The sequence below is a fragment of the Paenarthrobacter sp. YAF11_1 genome (assembly GCF_052113445.1).
GTDB lineage: Bacteria > Actinomycetota > Actinomycetes > Actinomycetales > Micrococcaceae > Arthrobacter.
In genome coordinates this window covers 179,318-195,291 of sequence record NZ_JBFRDF010000002.1, presented here as the reverse complement: position 1 = coordinate 195,291, position 15,974 = coordinate 179,318, and the positions used below count along the sequence as shown (strand labels likewise).

Annotated in this window: 15 protein-coding genes; 9 read left to right on the top strand and 6 right to left on the bottom strand. The window is 61.7% G+C overall.

Annotated features, from left to right (window positions below; all coding sequences use genetic code 11):
- Positions 1 to 5 precede the first annotated feature (5 nt).
- Both AB4Y77_RS04960 and AB4Y77_RS04955 read right to left on the bottom strand, forming a co-directional pair.
- Entirely contained in the window at positions 6 to 746 is a 741-nt protein-coding gene (locus AB4Y77_RS04960) for a GntR family transcriptional regulator (RefSeq protein ID WP_311212877.1), read from the bottom strand.
- A 373-nt stretch (positions 747 to 1,119) separates the two neighbouring features.
- Positions 1,120 to 1,593 (bottom strand): MarR family transcriptional regulator, encoded by a 474-nt coding sequence (locus AB4Y77_RS04955; RefSeq protein WP_442013137.1) that lies wholly within the window; start codon positions 1,591 to 1,593, stop codon positions 1,120 to 1,122.
- 233 nt (positions 1,594 to 1,826) lie between these two features.
- Here AB4Y77_RS04955 and AB4Y77_RS04950 point away from each other — a divergent pair, with 233 nt between their 5' ends.
- Positions 1,827 to 2,912, top strand: coding sequence for an FAD-dependent oxidoreductase (locus tag AB4Y77_RS04950; protein ID WP_442013136.1), 1,086 nt, complete (start codon positions 1,827 to 1,829; stop codon positions 2,910 to 2,912).
- An 80-nt stretch (positions 2,913 to 2,992) separates the two neighbouring features.
- Here AB4Y77_RS04950 and AB4Y77_RS04945 read toward each other — a convergent pair whose 3' ends face one another.
- Positions 2,993 to 5,386, bottom strand: a complete 2,394-nt coding sequence (locus AB4Y77_RS04945) for an ATP-binding cassette domain-containing protein (protein ID WP_442013202.1) — start codon at positions 5,384 to 5,386, stop codon at positions 2,993 to 2,995.
- A gap of 131 nt (positions 5,387 to 5,517) precedes the next feature.
- Here AB4Y77_RS04945 and AB4Y77_RS04940 point away from each other — a divergent pair, with 131 nt between their 5' ends.
- Genes AB4Y77_RS04940 through AB4Y77_RS04930 form a run of 3 tightly spaced genes read left to right on the top strand, consistent with a single transcriptional unit; the run spans position 5,518 to position 8,505 of the window.
- On the top strand, positions 5,518 to 6,654 hold the full coding sequence (locus AB4Y77_RS04940) for a type III polyketide synthase (protein ID WP_311213378.1): 1,137 nt from the start codon (positions 5,518 to 5,520) through the stop codon (positions 6,652 to 6,654).
- Positions 6,651 to 7,382: a class I SAM-dependent methyltransferase gene (locus tag AB4Y77_RS04935; protein WP_311213377.1), complete on the top strand. Its 732-nt coding sequence runs from the start codon at positions 6,651 to 6,653 to the stop codon at positions 7,380 to 7,382. The genes AB4Y77_RS04940 and AB4Y77_RS04935 overlap by 4 nt, the downstream gene beginning before the upstream one ends.
- Positions 7,375 to 8,505: an FAD-dependent oxidoreductase gene (locus AB4Y77_RS04930; RefSeq protein ID WP_442013135.1), complete on the top strand. Its 1,131-nt coding sequence runs from the start codon at positions 7,375 to 7,377 to the stop codon at positions 8,503 to 8,505. The genes AB4Y77_RS04935 and AB4Y77_RS04930 overlap by 8 nt, the downstream gene beginning before the upstream one ends.
- On the opposite strand, the gene AB4Y77_RS04925 is transcribed toward AB4Y77_RS04930, so the two are convergent.
- Positions 8,502 to 8,912, bottom strand: a complete 411-nt coding sequence (locus tag AB4Y77_RS04925; protein WP_311213375.1) for a nuclear transport factor 2 family protein — start codon at positions 8,910 to 8,912, stop codon at positions 8,502 to 8,504. The genes AB4Y77_RS04930 and AB4Y77_RS04925 overlap by 4 nt on opposite strands.
- 51 nt (positions 8,913 to 8,963) lie before the next feature.
- Here AB4Y77_RS04925 and AB4Y77_RS04920 point away from each other — a divergent pair, with 51 nt between their 5' ends.
- Entirely contained in the window at positions 8,964 to 9,638 is a 675-nt protein-coding gene (locus AB4Y77_RS04920; protein WP_442013134.1) for a peptide deformylase, read from the top strand.
- A 26-nt stretch (positions 9,639 to 9,664) separates the two neighbouring features.
- Here AB4Y77_RS04920 and AB4Y77_RS04915 read toward each other — a convergent pair whose 3' ends face one another.
- Entirely contained in the window at positions 9,665 to 11,683 is a 2,019-nt protein-coding gene (locus AB4Y77_RS04915) for a S9 family peptidase (RefSeq protein WP_442013133.1), read from the bottom strand.
- 69 nt (positions 11,684 to 11,752) lie between these two features.
- Here AB4Y77_RS04915 and AB4Y77_RS04910 point away from each other — a divergent pair, with 69 nt between their 5' ends.
- The 4 genes from AB4Y77_RS04910 (at position 11,753) to AB4Y77_RS04895 (ending at position 14,795) form a co-directional block, all read left to right on the top strand.
- On the top strand, positions 11,753 to 12,589 hold the full coding sequence (locus tag AB4Y77_RS04910) for a methyltransferase domain-containing protein (RefSeq protein WP_442013132.1): 837 nt from the start codon (positions 11,753 to 11,755) through the stop codon (positions 12,587 to 12,589).
- Between the two features lie 80 nt (positions 12,590 to 12,669).
- Positions 12,670 to 13,131 carry an NfeD family protein gene (locus AB4Y77_RS04905; RefSeq protein ID WP_311213385.1) on the top strand — a complete coding sequence of 154 codons (462 nt, stop codon included), beginning with the start codon at positions 12,670 to 12,672 and terminating at the stop codon, positions 13,129 to 13,131.
- An 82-nt stretch (positions 13,132 to 13,213) separates the two neighbouring features.
- Entirely contained in the window at positions 13,214 to 14,191 is a 978-nt protein-coding gene (locus tag AB4Y77_RS04900; RefSeq protein WP_442013131.1) for an SPFH domain-containing protein, read from the top strand.
- 256 nt (positions 14,192 to 14,447) lie between these two features.
- Positions 14,448 to 14,795 (top strand): RNA polymerase-binding protein RbpA, encoded by a 348-nt coding sequence (locus tag AB4Y77_RS04895; protein ID WP_011774875.1) that lies wholly within the window; start codon positions 14,448 to 14,450, stop codon positions 14,793 to 14,795.
- 104 nt (positions 14,796 to 14,899) lie between these two features.
- On the opposite strand, the gene AB4Y77_RS04890 is transcribed toward AB4Y77_RS04895, so the two are convergent.
- Positions 14,900 to 15,643: a polyprenol monophosphomannose synthase gene (locus AB4Y77_RS04890; RefSeq protein ID WP_311213370.1), complete on the bottom strand. Its 744-nt coding sequence runs from the start codon at positions 15,641 to 15,643 to the stop codon at positions 14,900 to 14,902.
- Between the last annotated feature and the right edge of the window lie 331 nt (positions 15,644 to 15,974).

The window sequence follows — 15,974 nt, the reverse complement described above, 5'->3', positions numbered from 1 at the left end:
TGCGTTTAGCGCTGTACGAGAGTCATTTCAAAGCTGTAGGAGTCGGCGCGGTAGACGTGATGGCCGGTTTCGACCCGTCGTCCGGTGTCGTCCACTGCGGTACGTTCCATGGTGACCAAAGCAGAGTTGACGTCGGTTTCCAGAAGGGGTGCCTGATAGTCATTGGCAATCATGGCGCCGATGCGCTGCGTGGCCAGGCGGAAGTTCACTCCGCCTCTGCGCAAAATCGAGTAGAGGCCCTCTGCCGCAAGCATGGCTTCGTCCATGGTGGCGATGTCGTCGCGGACCCAGTTCTCCATCAGCGCCAACGGCTTTCCGCCCACTTTGCGCAGGCGGGTGAAGTGGTAGACCTTGGAACCGGCCGGGAGTTGCAGAGTTGCCAGAGTTGGCGCGTCAGCCTCCATGTGGGAGAAGCTCAGTACTTCCGTAGTGGGTTTCTTGCCATTGTTCGTGAGGTCGTCAAACAGGCTTGAGAGCTCCAGCGGCCGGCGGACCTGGCTGGAGACCACCTGGGTCCCTACGCCCCGTTTGCGGACCAGAAGGCCGGAACGGACCAGTTCATCCATGGCTTTACGCATGGTGGGCCGGGACAAGTTGAGCTGCGCTGCGAGATCGATTTCGTTATCCAACCGGCTTCCGGGCTCCAGGAGGCCGCTGTGGATCGCGGCTTCGATGCCTTGGACAACCTGATGGTAAAGGGGTACGGGGGAGGATCGGTCGATGTTCAGACCAAGTTGATTCGCCACTGAATGTTCCCCGCGTTCCCGGCTCACCTCCGCTCCGCCACTACGTACGACGAGCCGAGTATGTCACCCTTTGTTCTTTTGATAGGACATGCCTTCGTTTTTTCGATACTAGCAGGACTGCAGCAAGGGTCAAGTGCGGCGAAGACGGCCATTTCCTCTAACAAGGGCTGGCGCGCCATGTCCTGACGTCAGCCCAGCGCTGGCCGCATTGGTTCGAAGTTTGCTGCGAACTGAAGAGAGGTGTGGGGTCAAGCCGCGATGCTGTTGGGTGTGGACGATCGGGGAGGACCCCAAGACACTTACTTTACATAATGTAGATTATCGGCGTTATTACCAAGCGTCGGGAAGGGGGTACGTCCAAGCCTCATCGCACTCAGCTCCCCAAGCGTGCGGCCGCGTTCTTTTGGATTTCCGCGGCCTTGGCTGAGTAGTCGGCAATGATGCGCAATTCCTCGTCGCTGTAGCCCTCAAGCAAGGCTGTTAGTCCATTCATGAAGTCGACAAAATATGGCGTTGCGGCAGTAACTTGATCGCCGACCAGCTCTATCAGGACCTTCCGCTTATCCTCGTCATGTCTGACCCTGCGGGCTATTCCCTTGCTTTCCAGGCGCTGCATGAGCCCGGTCACCGAGGCTGGCGCCAGGCCCGAGTGCTGGCCGAATTCTCCAGCCGTCATGGGTCCAAGCCGCAGCAGGATGTCTATGGCTTTGCCTTCCGTTGCGGACAATCCGCGGAGTTCGGAGAGCTTTGTGTGGAACATGACGGCCGCCGTCGAGAGCTCCCTTCCGGAGGCGTAAACAGCTTCGAGCAGGGCCTTTCGGGCGTCCAGGTCGTTGTCTGACTGCATTCACCGAGGCTAGCAAGATATTTCGTGATTCCGAAAGGATTGACCACCCAGAGTCATGGCTATATATTTCGTTTGACCGAACGAAATATATCTGGAGGCCTTGATGCTGAACTGCATGATCGTTGGTGCCGGTATTGCGGGACTCTCAAGTGGGATAGCGATGCACAAGGCCGGTCATCGTCATCTTCGAGGCCTACGGAGAGCCGTCGGATGGCATCGGCGGGTTCCTGACCGTGGCCGTCAACGGTTTCGATGCCCTGGACACTCTTGGGCTCAAAGCCGCGGCGGGCCATTTGGGTTTCAGCACTCCCCTGATGTCCATGTACTTGGGAAGCAACGGTAAACACCTCGTTGACTTCGACTACGGAGGGTCTTTGCCTGACGGCACCACCGCCCGGACCATGACTCGATCCGAGCTGTACAGCATGCTGCGGCAAGAAGTGGGCCGGCGGGGCATCCGCATCGAGTACGGCAAGCGGTTGACCGAAGTGGAGGAAATGCCCGACGGCGTAAGGGCCGGTTTCCACGACGGAACCACTGCGCATGGAGACATCGTGGTTGGTGCCGATGGCCTCCACTCACGGGTCAGAACGCTGATTTACCCCGAATCACCGGAACCAAGGAACATTCCGTTGCTCAACACGGGCGGCATCGTCCCTGCGGGAGTTCTGCCGCCTGGCCTGTTGGACGTCGAAGCCGGGCGGATGAAGATGGTTTTCGGCAAGCGCTGCTTCTATTGCTACATGCAGGATCCCGACGGCCGGACCTGGTGGTTTGCCAACCCCCTGCAACGGACCTCTGAAGATCCCGCCACCTTGGACGCCGAGGCCCGAAAGGCGTGGTTGACCAAGCTCGTCGGCGGGGACCGCACCATCATGGCAGCCATCATCACCGCAACGGATGACATCATCAGGCCCTACACCACCTCGGATTTCCCCAGCATTCCGCGCTGGCAGCGCGGGAGGCTTGTTCTGGTGGGTGATGCCGCCCACGCAGCTTCGCCGTCGTCGGGGCAGGGCGCATCCATGGCAATCGAAGACGCAGTCACACTGGGTCGTTCGCTCCAAGGGCTGGAGTCGGTGTCAATACCGGAGGCGCTGGCGCGATATGAGAACGAACGCCGCACGCGGGCGGAAGCGGTCGTGGAATGGGGCCGCAGGAATGCGGCGCCGAAGATCCGCGGCCAGTTCAAGCGCGTTTTCGAGGACCTGGTCCTGCCTGCGGTCTTCCGCGGCATTGCCCGCAAGTCGGAGGACAACTTCGACTGGGTGTATCGGCATCACATTGAGTGGGACACTGCGACTTCAGGCGTCCACTGAGCGGAAAGATGTCAGGAAGATGGCCGCAACGGAACTGCGGGCCGGGCATGGACTATGCCGACCCGCAGCGCTTGGAGTTGTCAGGCGCCCACGTAAGCGGCCAAGTGCTTGCCCGTCAGCGTCGACTTCCCGGCCACAAGCTCAGCCGGCGTTCCGGCGAAAACGATCGTGCCGCCGTCGTGCCCGGCCCCTGGACCCAGGTCGATAATCCAGTCAGCGTGCGCCATCACAGCTTGGTGGTGCTCGATCACAATGACTGATTTGCCCGACTTGACCAGGCGATCCAGCATTCCCAGCAGGTTCTGTACATCGGCCAGGTGCAGACCGGTGGTCGGCTCGTCCAGGATGTAGATCTCACCCTTTTCGGACATCTGGGTGGCCAGCTTCAGCCGTTGGCGCTCACCGCCGGACAAAGTTGTCAGCGGCTGACCAAGGGTCAGATAGCCGAGGCCAACATCCGCCAAACGGTCCAGGATCTTGTGGGCCGCCGGCGTTTTGGCTTCACCTTCCTTGAAGAAGACTTCGGCTTCATCCACAGACATTGCAAGCACTTCTGCAATATTGCGGTCCCCCAGCTTGTATTCAAGAACTGAGGCCTGAAATCGCTTTCCATCGCATTCCTCGCAGGTGGACTCCACGGTCGCCATGACTCCGAGGTCCGTGTAGATGACACCGGCGCCATTACAGGTAGGGCATGCACCTTCCGAGTTTGAGCTGAACAACGCCGGCTTCACACCGTTTGCCTTCGCAAAGGCTTTACGGACGGGTTCCAGAAGTCCGGTGTAGGTGGCGGGGTTGCTCCTGCGCGAGCCGCGGATGGCGCCTTGGTCGATCACCAACACGCCCTCACGCGTCGCCACCGAACCATGGATCAGTGAGCTTTTGCCAGAACCTGCCACGCCGGTGAGGACGCAGAGAACCCCCAAGGGGATATCGACGTCGACATTTTTGAGGTTGTTCGTTGAGGCTCCCCGTATCTCCAGCCGGCCGGAAGCGGAACGCACAGAATCCTTGATCGAAGCACGATCGTCCAAGTGTCGCCCGGTGATGGTGTCGCTCCCCCGCAAACCCTCCAGATTTCCCTCGTAACAGACGGAGCCTCCGCCGGTTCCTGCGCCGGGGCCAAGGTCAACCACGTGGTCGGCGATCGCGATCGTTTCGGGCTTGTGCTCCACCACCAGCACGGTGTTGCCCTTGTCCCGCAATTGCAGCAACAGCTGGTTCATCCGTTCGATGTCGTGCGGATGGAGTCCGATGGTGGGTTCGTCAAAAACATAGGTCACGTCAGTGAGGGAGGATCCCAGGTGCCGGATCATCTTGGTACGCTGCGCCTCTCCCCCGGACAGTGTGCCGGCAGGCCGGTCGAGCGAGAGATAGCCGAGGCCGATCTCCGCGAAAGAATCCAAAAGGTGCTGGAGTCCTTTCAGGAGGGGCGCCACCGAGGGCTCATGGAGTTCACGGATCCAGCCGGCGAGGTCGCTGATCTGCATGGTGCAGACATCGGCAATGCTCTTGCCGTTGATCTTGGAAGACCGCGCTTCGGGGCTCAACCTGGTGCCCTCGCACTCCGGGCACGTAGTGAACGTGATGGCCCGCTCAACGAAGGCGCGAATGTGGGGCTGCAAGGCGTCCACGTCCTTGCTGAGCATCGACTTCTGGATCTTGGGGATGACGCCTTCGTAAGTGAGGTTGATGCCCTCCACCTTGATTTTGGTGGGCTCACGGTACAGGAGGTCGTGGAGTTCCTTCTTGGTGAACTTGGCGATGGGCTTGTCCATATTGAAGAACCCGGAACCGCTGAAGATCCGTCCATACCAACCATCCATGGTGTAACCGGGAATGGTGAGCGCGCCCTCGCTGAGCGACTTGGTGTCGTCGTAGAGTGCTGTGAGATCGAAGTCGTTGACGGACCCCATGCCTTCACAGCGTGAACACATACCGCCCAAGCGGTTGAACGTTGCTTTCTCTGTCTTGGTTTTGCCCTCGCCGCGCTCTACTGTGATGGCTCCACTGGCCTTCACCGTGGGGACGTTGAAAGAGTAGGCGTTGGGTGAACCGATGTGCGGCTGGCCGAGGCGGCTGAAGAGGATCCGCAGCATGGCGTTGGCGTCCGTGGCGGTGCCAACTGTTGAACGGGGGTTGGAGCCCATGCGCTCCTGGTCAACGATGATCGCCGTCGTGAGGCCTTCCAACACGTCCACGTCGGGGCGGGCCAGCGAGGGCATGAAGCCCTGGACGAAAGCGCTGTATGTTTCGTTGATCATGCGCTGCGACTCTGCAGCGATCGTGGCGAAAACCAAGGAGCTCTTTCCTGAGCCGGAGACACCCGTGAACACCGTGAGCCGGCGCTTGGGAATCTCGATGCTGACGTCCTTCAGGTTGTTCTCCCGCGCACCCTGGACCCTGATGAGATCGTGGGTGTCTGCGACATGCGACTCGGGAAACTCCGTGTCAGTGCTCGCGGCAATAGTCATCATTTCTCCATCTGTGGGGCGGCGCTGCCCAACAGTCCCCCGTCGGCGTCGCCTGGCTATCCGTGACCAACCTCGGTCAGTAAGTTCGATTCTGCCATTGTCTTCCACCGTTTACTCGCTAAGAATGAAGCATGCCGGTATACGTGAGGTCCCTTGAAACCGCAGTTCCGCCAACAATCCTCGTCCAGCAGCAGGCCCGCGAAGTCTTCGCCTCCCAACCAGGCCTGACACGATTGGGAACGCGCCTGGTCACCACCTGTTTCGACTCAGCAGCAATCGACACCCGCTACACGGCCGTTGCCGAACTCAGCCTTGATGCCCACCCGGAGAATCCAAAGTTTTTCGACCCCGAAACCAACAGGGTCCTCAGCCCCAGCACCAAGGTGCGCAACGAAATTTTCGCTACCGAAGCCACCAAGCTGTTTGTGGAGGCCGGAAAGACGGCGGTTGCCCAAGCTTCCGGTATCGACCTCGATGACATTACCCACGTCATCACAGTGTCCTGTACGGGCTTTTTCAACCCGGGCCCCGATTACAAGGTTGTCAGGGCCTTGGGCCTGAACCCTGCCGTTCAGCGCTACCACCTGGGTTTCATGGGTTGCTACGCCGCGTTTCCTGCCCTCAAAGCCGCCAAGCAGTTCTGTGTTGCCGATCCCGAGGCGGTAGTCCTGGTGATCTGTGTTGAACTCTGTTCCCTTCACGTCCGCACGTCCAACGATCCCGACACCATCATGGGTTCAGCCATCTTCGGTGATGGTGCCGCGGCCGCCATCGTGACGGCACGGGAACCAGAAGGCCCTGAACCGGTTATCAGGCTGGATCACTTCGAAACGGTTCTTACCCCTGTCGGCGAGGAAGCCATGGCCTGGAATATCGGCGACGAAGGATTTGAAATGGTGCTGGGCTCCTACGTTCCCCACATCATCGAGGAACACATCACGGGCGCACTTGAACCACTCCTCGCCAGGGAGCCGGAGCTGGCCGGACTCCCTTACCGGGACATCACCCATTGGGCCATTCATCCGGGCGGCCGCAGCATCCTGGACAAGGTGGAGTCCAGGCTGGAACTGACCCAGGAGCAGTTGATTCCGGCTCGGGAGACGCTGCGTGAATACGGCAACATGAGCAGCGCCACGGTGCTCTTCGTCCTGAAGTACATGCTGGGCCAGGCCGCCACCGAACGCGAGGAACGGATCTGTTCCATGGCGTTCGGGCCGGGCCTGACGGTGGAGACGGGCCTCTTCACGCTGGTCTCCCCCGATCTGTGAGTCCTTGGGGGTCCCTTCAGAAGAGGGATCTGTCGTCCGTGGAGGAGATGGACAAGGCTGACTGCGACCCCGATCGCCTCACCCGGACCTATGCCAGGTTTCTGGTGGTCAACAGGCTTCTGTCGAGGTGGCACAGTACCTACCGCCACAGGATCAGGCCGGTGTTGGCTGCCAAGGGTGCAGCGTCGCTTCTGGACATTGGATGCGGCAGCGGTGACGTGGCACGGAGTCTCGCCGGGTGGGCCCGGAAGGATGGCTTCAGCCTCGCGGTGACTGCGATCGATCCCGATGCCAGGGCTTTTGCCTTTGCCTCGAAGGTTCCCGCGATGGAGGGTGTCACGTACCGTCAAGCACACAGTTCCGAGCTCGTAGCAGAAGGGTTGGTTTTCGATTTCGTCATCTCCAACCACATCCTTCACCACCTGGATGCCGGGCAAATCGCCGGTGTCCTCCGCGATTCTGAGGCGCTCAGCGGCGGCCTCGTGCTCCACAACGACCTCAAACGCAGTAACCTCTCCTACCTGCTGTTCATGGTCGGCTTCTGGCCCTTGGGCGTGGGCTCCTACATCTGGGGTGACGGCTTGGTGTCCATCAAACGCAGCTACACAGCCCCGGAACTGGAATCCACCGTTCCGGAGGGCTGGCGGGTCGAGGCAAACGGCCCATGGCACCACCTGCTGGTCCATAAGGAGCGCACGGCCTTTGATCCAAGGGCAGAAAATGTTTGACGTTGTGATCGTCGGTGCCGGACCCGTGGGACTGTTCATGGGAGCCCTGTTGCTTCAACGGGGGCATCAGGTGCGGATCCTGGAACGGAGGTCCAGCCGGAGTGACAGTTCGCGGGCCATCGGTATCCATCCGCCGGCGTTGTCGAAACTGGCCCGCGCCGGGGTTGCCGAAGAGTTGGTTGCCGCCGGCGTCCATATCCACCGGGGCGTTGCCTACAGCCAGGGGCGCATGGTTGCCAGGCTGGCGTTCGACGGCGACCCCGAGTTCCCGTTCATCCTTGCGGTACCGCAGACGGTCACCGAAAAGGTCCTGGAGAGGACCGTCATGGATTTGGACTCCGCGGCGATCGTCCGCGGCGCGGATGTCCAGGAAGTGGTGGATGACTTCAGGTCCGTCCGTGTCGCGGCGGATTCAGCCGCCGGCAGCCTCGAGTTCCGCGCGCGGTTGGTGGTGGCCGCTGATGGGGCGCACTCCGCGATCCGCCAAAGGATTTTGCCGCATTTGCCGCCACGGAGCTATCCGGACTGCTACATCATGGGCGATTTCGCTGATGCCACCCTTCACGGCACGGATGCCGTCCTCTATCTGGAACCGGCCGGGATTGTGGAGTCGTTTCCGCTGCCGGGCGGGGTACGCAGATGGGTGGTGAGGATGGGGTCACCGGACAAGGGCACGACGGCGGCCGGGCTGGCTGAGCTGATCGGCGCCAGAACGGGCGAAGTGCCGGACGCCCGGAGCAACACCATGCTGAGTGCCTTCGAGGTGCGGTCCCGGCTTGCGGCACGAATGGTCCACGGCCGGGTGGTGTTGCTCGGCGATGCCGCCCATGAAATCAGCCCGATCGGTGGTCAAGGCATGAATCTGGGCTGGTTGGACGCTGCGGCACTCGCACCCATCATGGATGCTTCATTGGGTGGGGCCGACGTAGGGCGGCTGCTGGAGCACTTCGAGAGGTCCCGCAGAAAGGCAGCCCAACGCGCTTCGCGTCAGGCCGGGCTCAACATGGCGCTGGGCAGGCCGTTGCCATCGTCGGTCATGGAAGCCCGGAACAGGTTCTTCGCCGGCGTGCTCGGGCTTCCTTCGATAGCAGGGCTGGTGGAACGGCGCTTCACCATGCGTTAGCTATCCGGCGTCGTGTAGTAGCAGTCGTACGTATCCTGGCTGACGATCAGCCCGTCCCGCAGCTCAAAGACCGCTGTGCTCCTGGCCCTGATGGTATCGCCACGGTCCCAGTGCGGCAGGTCAAGGAGCAGCGTGGCGGACCAGTTCATCTCGAGGACCACGCGGTCACCTTCGCTGGTGCTGCGGACTACCTCGAATCGCTGATCGGCAACAATGTCCTTGCTGTGGTCGGCGCCGGCCAGAGTGTCCTGCAGGTTCCTTGTGGAACCAGTTTTGGACAAGGCGTGGGGCCACTCAGTGAGTTGAAAGTCCTCGGCAAGGTAAGGCCGCAGCTCAGCAGCTCCACCGCCGGCTTCAACAGTTCTGACGAACCCGAGTACACGGTCCAAAGAAGATGAATCGGTCATTCGTCGAGCCTAGCCCAACGCAACGCACACCCGTGGCGATAGGCTCGTGCCATGAACCATCAACCTCATCACGAGGCCGCGAGCCCAGCCACGGACTTGAACCCCACCCAGATCCGGGACGCTGTCCGCAGATTGCTCGATGCGGAAGAACTTCCCCCGATCGTCCAGGCCGGACACCCCGTGCTGCGCCAACTCGCTGCACCGTACGATGGCCAGCTGGACGATGTTGAACTGATGGCCTTGGTGGATCGGATGCGCGGGGTTATGCATGACGCTCCCGGCGTCGGGTTGGCTGCTCCCCAGCTGGGCATCCCCCTGCAGCTGGCCGTGCTGGAGGATCAGTACGATCTCGACCCCGCATCCGCCGCGGTGCGGCATCGGGAGCATATGGAGTTTTTCGCCATAGTGAACCCGCAGTGCCGTCCGCTGGGGGTGGAGACGGCCTCCTTCTATGAGGGCTGCCTGTCCGTCAACGGTTACCAGGCAGTGGTGACCCGTCACCGGAATGTAGAGCTGAGCTACGCTACAACCGCGGGTGAGCCTGTCGAGGAATGGTTCTCAGGCTGGCAGGCGCGCATTGTGCAACACGAGACGGACCACCTCCTCGGCACGCTGTACCTGGACCGTGCCGAAATCAGGTCGTTGTCCAGCAATGCGGAGCACTCAGCCCGGTGGGCTTCGCCTGAGATCGAGGATGCACGCCGGAGCCTGGGTTTCCTGCGCTGACGGCCCACCCCAGGCTAAGCGGACCCCTAAGCCTCCACGTGATTCGATGCAGTAGGCAGGTACCGGGCCCACCAGCCAAGGATGTGGTCAAAGCGCTGCCTCCGGTGGTGCGGCGTCCCGGATCTGGACAATTCGTGGTCCTCGCCCGGGAACACCAACAAAGCGGTGTCAACTCCCCGGGCCTTCAGGTGTGAGTAGTAGCGCTGCCCTTGTTCGATGGGGCATCGAAGGTCGTTTTCGCTGTGCACCACCAGCGTTGGGGTTTCGACCGCACCTACAACTGCCATGGGACTCTGGGCCGTCATCTGCTCAGGAGTGCCACCGGTGTACTCACTGCCGAAAAACCAGCCAATATCAGAGGACCCCGCGAAGCTGACCGGGTCCAGGAAGCCGCGTTCCACGATCGCAGCTTTGAAGCGGTGATCGTGGGCGATGGTCCAGGCGGTCAGGTAACCCCCGTAGGAACCACCCATGATGCCCACCCGGTCCTTGTCCAGCACCGCGCTATGGGCGGCCAGGGCCGCGTCCAGGAACGCCAGCACGTCCTGCATGTCCACAGTTCCCATGCGCTCCTTGAGGGCGCGGCCGTGCGTTTGGCCGTAACCGGCTGAGCCACGCGGATTGCACATCACCACTGCGTATCCAGCAGCAGCGTAAACCTGCGCTTCATCGAAGAATGATCCGGTGTACTGGGCGAACGGACCACCGTGGATGGACAGCAACACCGGATGCGGTCCGGGACCGTCCGGCAGGACCAGCCAGCCATGCACCGGATGCCCATCAGAGGATGTGGCCTCGAAATCCAAGGGTTCACTGACCCGCGAATTGTTCCTGAGTGCGGCTGAGAAATCGGTCAGCAAGCGCAGCTCCCCGCGTACCAAGGAAGCGACGTCGCCCACGGTTGATGCGTCGGAGAGACTCACAGCGATCTCACCGTTGGCGGCAACCGTTGCACCAATGACCACCCTGGCACCATGAACCAGCGGCATGATCTCGCCATCGGCGGGAACGTCAAGCAGTTCAACGCTGCCCAGGGCCGTGTTCAGGACAAGCACGCTGGCAGGTCCGCTCGGTTCCAAAGGCCCTGAAACGTCCAGGTGTTCTCCATCCGTCAGGGCTGCTGCTTCTCCCCCTCCAACCGGCATGACGTGGAGGACGCCGTTTCGGGCAACGAAGTCCTTGCCTGTCATCCCCAGATCCTGGGCGGTATAGAAGAGCCAGCGTCCGTCCAAGGAGGCGCGGACGCCGGTGACGGTTTGAAGACCGGCGTTGGATGGTTCGACGACGGACGGCTCACCTCCGCCGGCGTCCACCCTGTAAACAGAGGTGACAAGATCGTCGTCGTGCCCTTCATGCAGCGCAGCCACGAAATAGAGCTGCGAGCCGTCGGCAGAAAAGCACGGGGACTCATGGTCTGAATCGCCGAACGTCAATTGCTTGGCCGCTGGAATGCCGGGCGCCGCAGGTGCCGGCTGTTCGTGGGCCGCCCGCCCGCGGGGCGCTACTGCAGGCTCACCGCCCAACTCCGGAACCTCAACAACGAAGAGATGCTGGCGCTGATCGGAGGTGTAACCCAGACCGTTCATTCTGTACTGGTTCGCTGTGAGCAGTCGGGCATCCTCGCCGCCGGAGGTCACACCGTCCACCGTTCCGTAACGCCCTTGTTCCGGGACGCGGGCCAGGAAAGCAATCCGGTGCGAATCGGGTGCCCACACGAAGCCCGCCACTCCAGTGTGCTGATCCGTGATCCGTTGCGGTTCGCCGCCGGCAGCCTCCACGACGAACAGTTGCGGCTTGCCGTCGGGATCGCTCCTGAGGAAAGCCAAGACGAGGCCGTCGGGTGAGAAGGCCGGCGAACTGTCCTTGAAACCGCGCGTAATTCGGCGCGGGTGCTTGGTGATGTCCATGGGGACCGTCCACAACTGGCCAACATAAGTGTCAGCGTCAAAATCGGGCCTGGTGACAGAAACCACCGCCTTGGTCCCGTCCGGGTGGATGGCAGGGGCGGACACGGAGTTCAGCAGGGGCAGTTGCTCGGGTTTCACGAGGGTGAGCCTAGCCCGGGAGCCCGGTGCGCGGCACCTGACACTCCGTCCAGCCGTAGGATTGAAGCCATGTTGTCCGACGCCGTCGCTGCCCTCCGTTGTCCCCTGTGCCAAGGGGCGCTCCAGCTGAGGGAAGATCCGCAGAGGACGCTGGCCTGCGGGTCCGGGCACCTTTTCGACTCCGCCAAACAGGGTTACTTCAACTTATTGACGGGCAAAGGCACAGTCTTTGAAGCCGACACTGCCGACATGGTGGCTGCACGTCACCGATTCCTGGACGCAGGCCACTATTCTGCTTTGGCCGCCGCAGTCGCAGAAGAAGCGGCAGGGGCGCTCGGCTTTCCCGGCGCGGTGGTGCTGGATGCCGGCACCGGCACCGGGCACTATCTCCATTCAGTGATCGAAGAATCCGGGGCTGCGGCAATCGGCCTGGACATCTCCAAGTTCGCGCTCCGCAGGGCGGCCCGGCTTAACCCCCAGGCGGCAAACCTCGTGTGGGACATTTGGCGTCCATTGCCGGTGGCCGACAATTCGGTGGACGTGGTCATGGTGGTCTTTGCCCCGCGCAACCCAGCCGAGTTTGCGAGGGTCATCCGCCCCGGCGGCAAACTGATCGTGGTGACACCCAGACCGGGCCATCTTGCCGAGGTTGCTGCCAGGACGGGAATGCTGGGCATCGAGGAGGGCAAAGAGGAACGCTTGGTTGAGACCATGAAGGGGTATTTCAGTCCCACTGCGGTGTACGGCCTGGACGTGCCTTTGGAGCTGACCGCCCCGCAAATGGGCGACCTCGCGTACATGGGTCCCGCCGGCCACCATCTCCGGGACCAGGGACCAGTGGACGATCCCGCCGGTACCGTGGCCACCACGGCGAAATTCCGGAGCAACGTGTTTACCGTGTCCTGACGTGGGACTGCGCATCGGGCTAGGATGGAAGAACAGCGACTGTGATCCCGCACGCGGGATCCGGGACCAAGGGGGAAATGATGTTCGAATGGCTCGGCGAGAATTGGTGGGCGCTCTGGCTCACGGTCTTCCTCGCGTTCGCAGTGGTGGAAATGCTCACCCTGGACCTCTTCTTCATCATGCTGGGCGGAGGAGCCCTCGCCGGGCTGGTAGCTGATTTTGCCGGCGCGGATTTCTGGCTTCAAATCGTCATTTTCTGCGTGGTTTCCCTCCTCATGATCGCCTTCGTGCGGCCCGTCGCGCTGAAGCACCTGCACAAGGGTCCCGAAGAACAGCGGTCCAACATCGACCGGCTGATTGGCCAGCCGGCTCTCGTCATCGAAGCCGTGAGCGGCACCAGTGGACTCGTCAAAATCGGCGGCGACGTCTGGAGCGCCCGCAGCACCGCCGGAGTCATCGATGCCGGAGCCACAGTTCAGGTCACCAAAATCGACGGCGCGACGGCGGTAGTCACCTCGCCTGCCGAAAACAGCCCGCGCTGACAACGCGCCTTGAACTCACGCGGTTCGGCAACGTGGCCGGACCGCCGCATCAAACCACGCAATTGGGGAACGAAGGAGATGTATGGACGGCTTAGGAGGAACAGCAGCAGCAATTGTGCTGATTGTTCTCGTTATTTTTGTCATCATAGTGTTGGTCCGCTCGGTCAGGATCATCCCGCAGGCCCGCGCCGGCGTCGTTGAACGGCTCGGCAAATACCAACGCACGCTGAACCCGGGCCTGACCATCCTGATCCCGTTCGTTGATCGGCTCCTGCCGCTCCTCGACCTCCGCGAACAAGTGGTGTCCTTCCCGCCGCAGCCGGTCATCACTGAGGACAACCTGGTGGTCTCGATCGACACCGTGGTCTACTTCCAGGTCACTGACCCCCGGGCGGCTACGTATGAGATCGCCAACTACATCCAGGCAGTCGAGCAACTGACAACCACCACGCTCCGTAACGTGGTGGGCGGGCTGAACCTCGAAGAAGCGCTCACATCGCGCGATCAGATCAATGGTCAACTCCGTGGCGTCCTTGACGAAGCCACGGGCCGTTGGGGAATCCGTGTCTCGCGCGTGGAGTTGAAGGCGATTGATCCGCCCCACTCCATCCAGGACTCGATGGAAAAGCAGATGCGCGCAGAGCGGGATCGTCGTGCGGCCATTCTGACCGCCGAAGGTACCAAGCAGTCGCAAATCCTCACTGCCGAAGGCCAGCGCCAGGCGGCCATTCTCGCAGCTGAGGGTGATGCAAAGGCAGCCATCCTCCGCGCCGACGGTGAAGCCCAAGCCATCCAGAAGGTCTTCGATGCCATTCACAAGGGCAACCCGGACCAGAAGCTTCTTGCTTACCAGTATTTGCAGACCCTCCCGAAGATCGCCGAAGGAAGCTCGAACAAACTCTGGATCATTCCCAGCGAAGTCGGCGAGGCGCTCAAAGGCATCGGCGGCGCCCTCGGCGGGAACAACGGGGACTCCCCCGTTGGCCTCTTGGGCGGCAACGACGACAGCAAGGCTTCCGCTCCCACAGCGTCCGCGGAGCACGCAAGGCCTGCTGAATAACCAAAGGTTACGGCGCTACGAGCGGTCAGCCACTGCGGCTGGCCGCTCGTTGCGTGTCGCGGCTTTTGAGTACTAGGAGATGTTCCGCGTATAATGGGATATTTGTCCGGCTGGTTCAGCGTGGATGGAACATAAAAGCTTGGCCAGGCGTTGCAATTAGTGATGCAAGGTGTGCAGAAGTAGTCCGTAAGGATCGTGAAAACGGCTTACGGCCAGCGCGGGGTTCCTGCTCCGCGTACAGACAGAGGGAGTAATCATGAGCGATCGCAGCCTGCGGGGTATGCGTCTTGGCGCCCAAAGCATGGAAACCGAATCCGGCGTTGAACCGGCACCGCGCCAGCGGGTCGAGTACCGTTGCGAGGACGGCGAACAGGTCTTCGTGACCTTCTCCTCCGAGGCCGAGATTCCCCCGGTCTGGGTTTCCAAGACCGGCAAGGAAGCTCTTCTGGTTGATGGCGAGCGTCCTGTGGACGCCAACGAGAAAGCCGTCCGTACCCACTGGGACATGCTGCTGGAACGCCGCAGCCTGCCTGAGCTGGAGCAGATCCTGGAGGATCGTTTGAACATTCTGCGTGAGCGCCGTGGAGAGCGCCGCTCCGCTTAGTCTGCAACCCAGACAAGAAAAAATAGACAAGAAAGGCCGGGCCTGGTTCCCTTGGGAACCAGGCCCGGCCTTTCTGTTGGAGAAACTACTTGTCTATTGGAGGACTACTTTGCCGTGGCAGGCGACTTGCGGGTGAGCTTTGCCCAGCGAGCGGCCAGTCCCCACCTGGTGACGTTGATCATGGCTTCCACCACGATGTTGCCGCTCATCTTGGATGCACCAAGCTCCCGCTCCACAAAGGTAATGGGGCGTTCCTCGATGCGCAGGCCAAGCTTGGCCACCCGCCATGCGAGGTCCACCTGAAAGCCGTAGCCAACCGACTCGACTTCATCCAGGTTCAGGGCCTCCAAGGTGCTGCGCTTGAAGGCGCGGTAGCCGCCGGTGACGTCCTTCATCTTCACGCCGAGCATGATGCGGGCATAGGTGCTGCCGATACGTGAAATGGCTTGGCGGTAGAGCGGCCAGTTGACCACGCTGCCACCGGGGACCCAGCGTGAGCCCATGGCGAGGTCGGCTCCGTCCTTGACGGCATCCAGCAGCAACGGCAACTGTTCCGGCTTGTGCGAACCGTCGGCGTCCATTTCCACCAAGACGTCGTACCCTGCGGCGAGCCCCCACTTGAAGCCGGCGATGTAGGCCGCACCAAGGCCCTCCTTGCCCTTGCGATGCAGCACGTGAACCTGGTGGTCCGTGGCAGCAAACTCATCGGCAAGCTGTCCGGTACCATCAGGGCTGTTGTCGTCAACCACCAAAACATCGGACTCGGGAACTGCTGCGCGCAGCCGCCCCAAGGTTACCGGGAGCGATTCGAGCTCGTTGTAGGTGGGAATGATCGTCAGGACACGCAAGAAGAGGCCTTTCCTTGATGGAGCGGTCAGTGTGCCGGGCCAGCCGTGGCGGCTGGCATTCTGGCGCAACTCTCCATTATAGGACGCCGCGGCGCACTCCTTGGGCGGCTGTGGCCTGGGACACAGGCGGAGGTGCCGGAGGCCGCATGCCGCGGGCAGGTCCACAAGCCCAGGTCCAGTAGCGCCGGGCAACTGAGTCCCGAACGAACTGTTTTCTGGGTCGCTGCGGACCTGCCCACCTGTTTGCCGCCACCATGAATGTCCTCCGGTCGCGACCGGACCGTCAAACCGTGGCTTTCGCCCCCGGGCTGATCATCCGTTGAGCCTCAAT

Bases quoted from the DNA above. Each gene is read 5' to 3' on its own strand.
- AB4Y77_RS04900 (WP_442013131.1), top strand. From the start codon at position 13,214: ATGGACGGCTTAGGAGGAACAGCAGCAGCAATTGTGCTGATTGTTCTC.
- AB4Y77_RS04925 (WP_311213375.1), bottom strand. From the start codon at position 8,912: ATGACCGATTCATCTTCTTTGGACCGTGTACTCGGGTTCGTCAGAACT.
- AB4Y77_RS04920 (WP_442013134.1), top strand. From the start codon at position 8,964: ATGAACCATCAACCTCATCACGAGGCCGCGAGCCCAGCCACGGACTTG.
- AB4Y77_RS04940 (WP_311213378.1), top strand. From the start codon at position 5,518: ATGCCGGTATACGTGAGGTCCCTTGAAACCGCAGTTCCGCCAACAATC.
- AB4Y77_RS04955 (WP_442013137.1), bottom strand. From the start codon at position 1,593: ATGCAGTCAGACAACGACCTGGACGCCCGAAAGGCCCTGCTCGAAGCT.
- AB4Y77_RS04895 (WP_011774875.1), top strand. From the start codon at position 14,448: ATGAGCGATCGCAGCCTGCGGGGTATGCGTCTTGGCGCCCAAAGCATG.
- AB4Y77_RS04905 (WP_311213385.1), top strand. From the start codon at position 12,670: ATGTTCGAATGGCTCGGCGAGAATTGGTGGGCGCTCTGGCTCACGGTC.
- AB4Y77_RS04910 (WP_442013132.1), top strand. From the start codon at position 11,753: ATGTTGTCCGACGCCGTCGCTGCCCTCCGTTGTCCCCTGTGCCAAGGG.
- AB4Y77_RS04930 (WP_442013135.1), top strand. From the start codon at position 7,375: ATGTTTGACGTTGTGATCGTCGGTGCCGGACCCGTGGGACTGTTCATG.
- AB4Y77_RS04945 (WP_442013202.1), bottom strand. From the start codon at position 5,386: ATGACTATTGCCGCGAGCACTGACACGGAGTTTCCCGAGTCGCATGTC.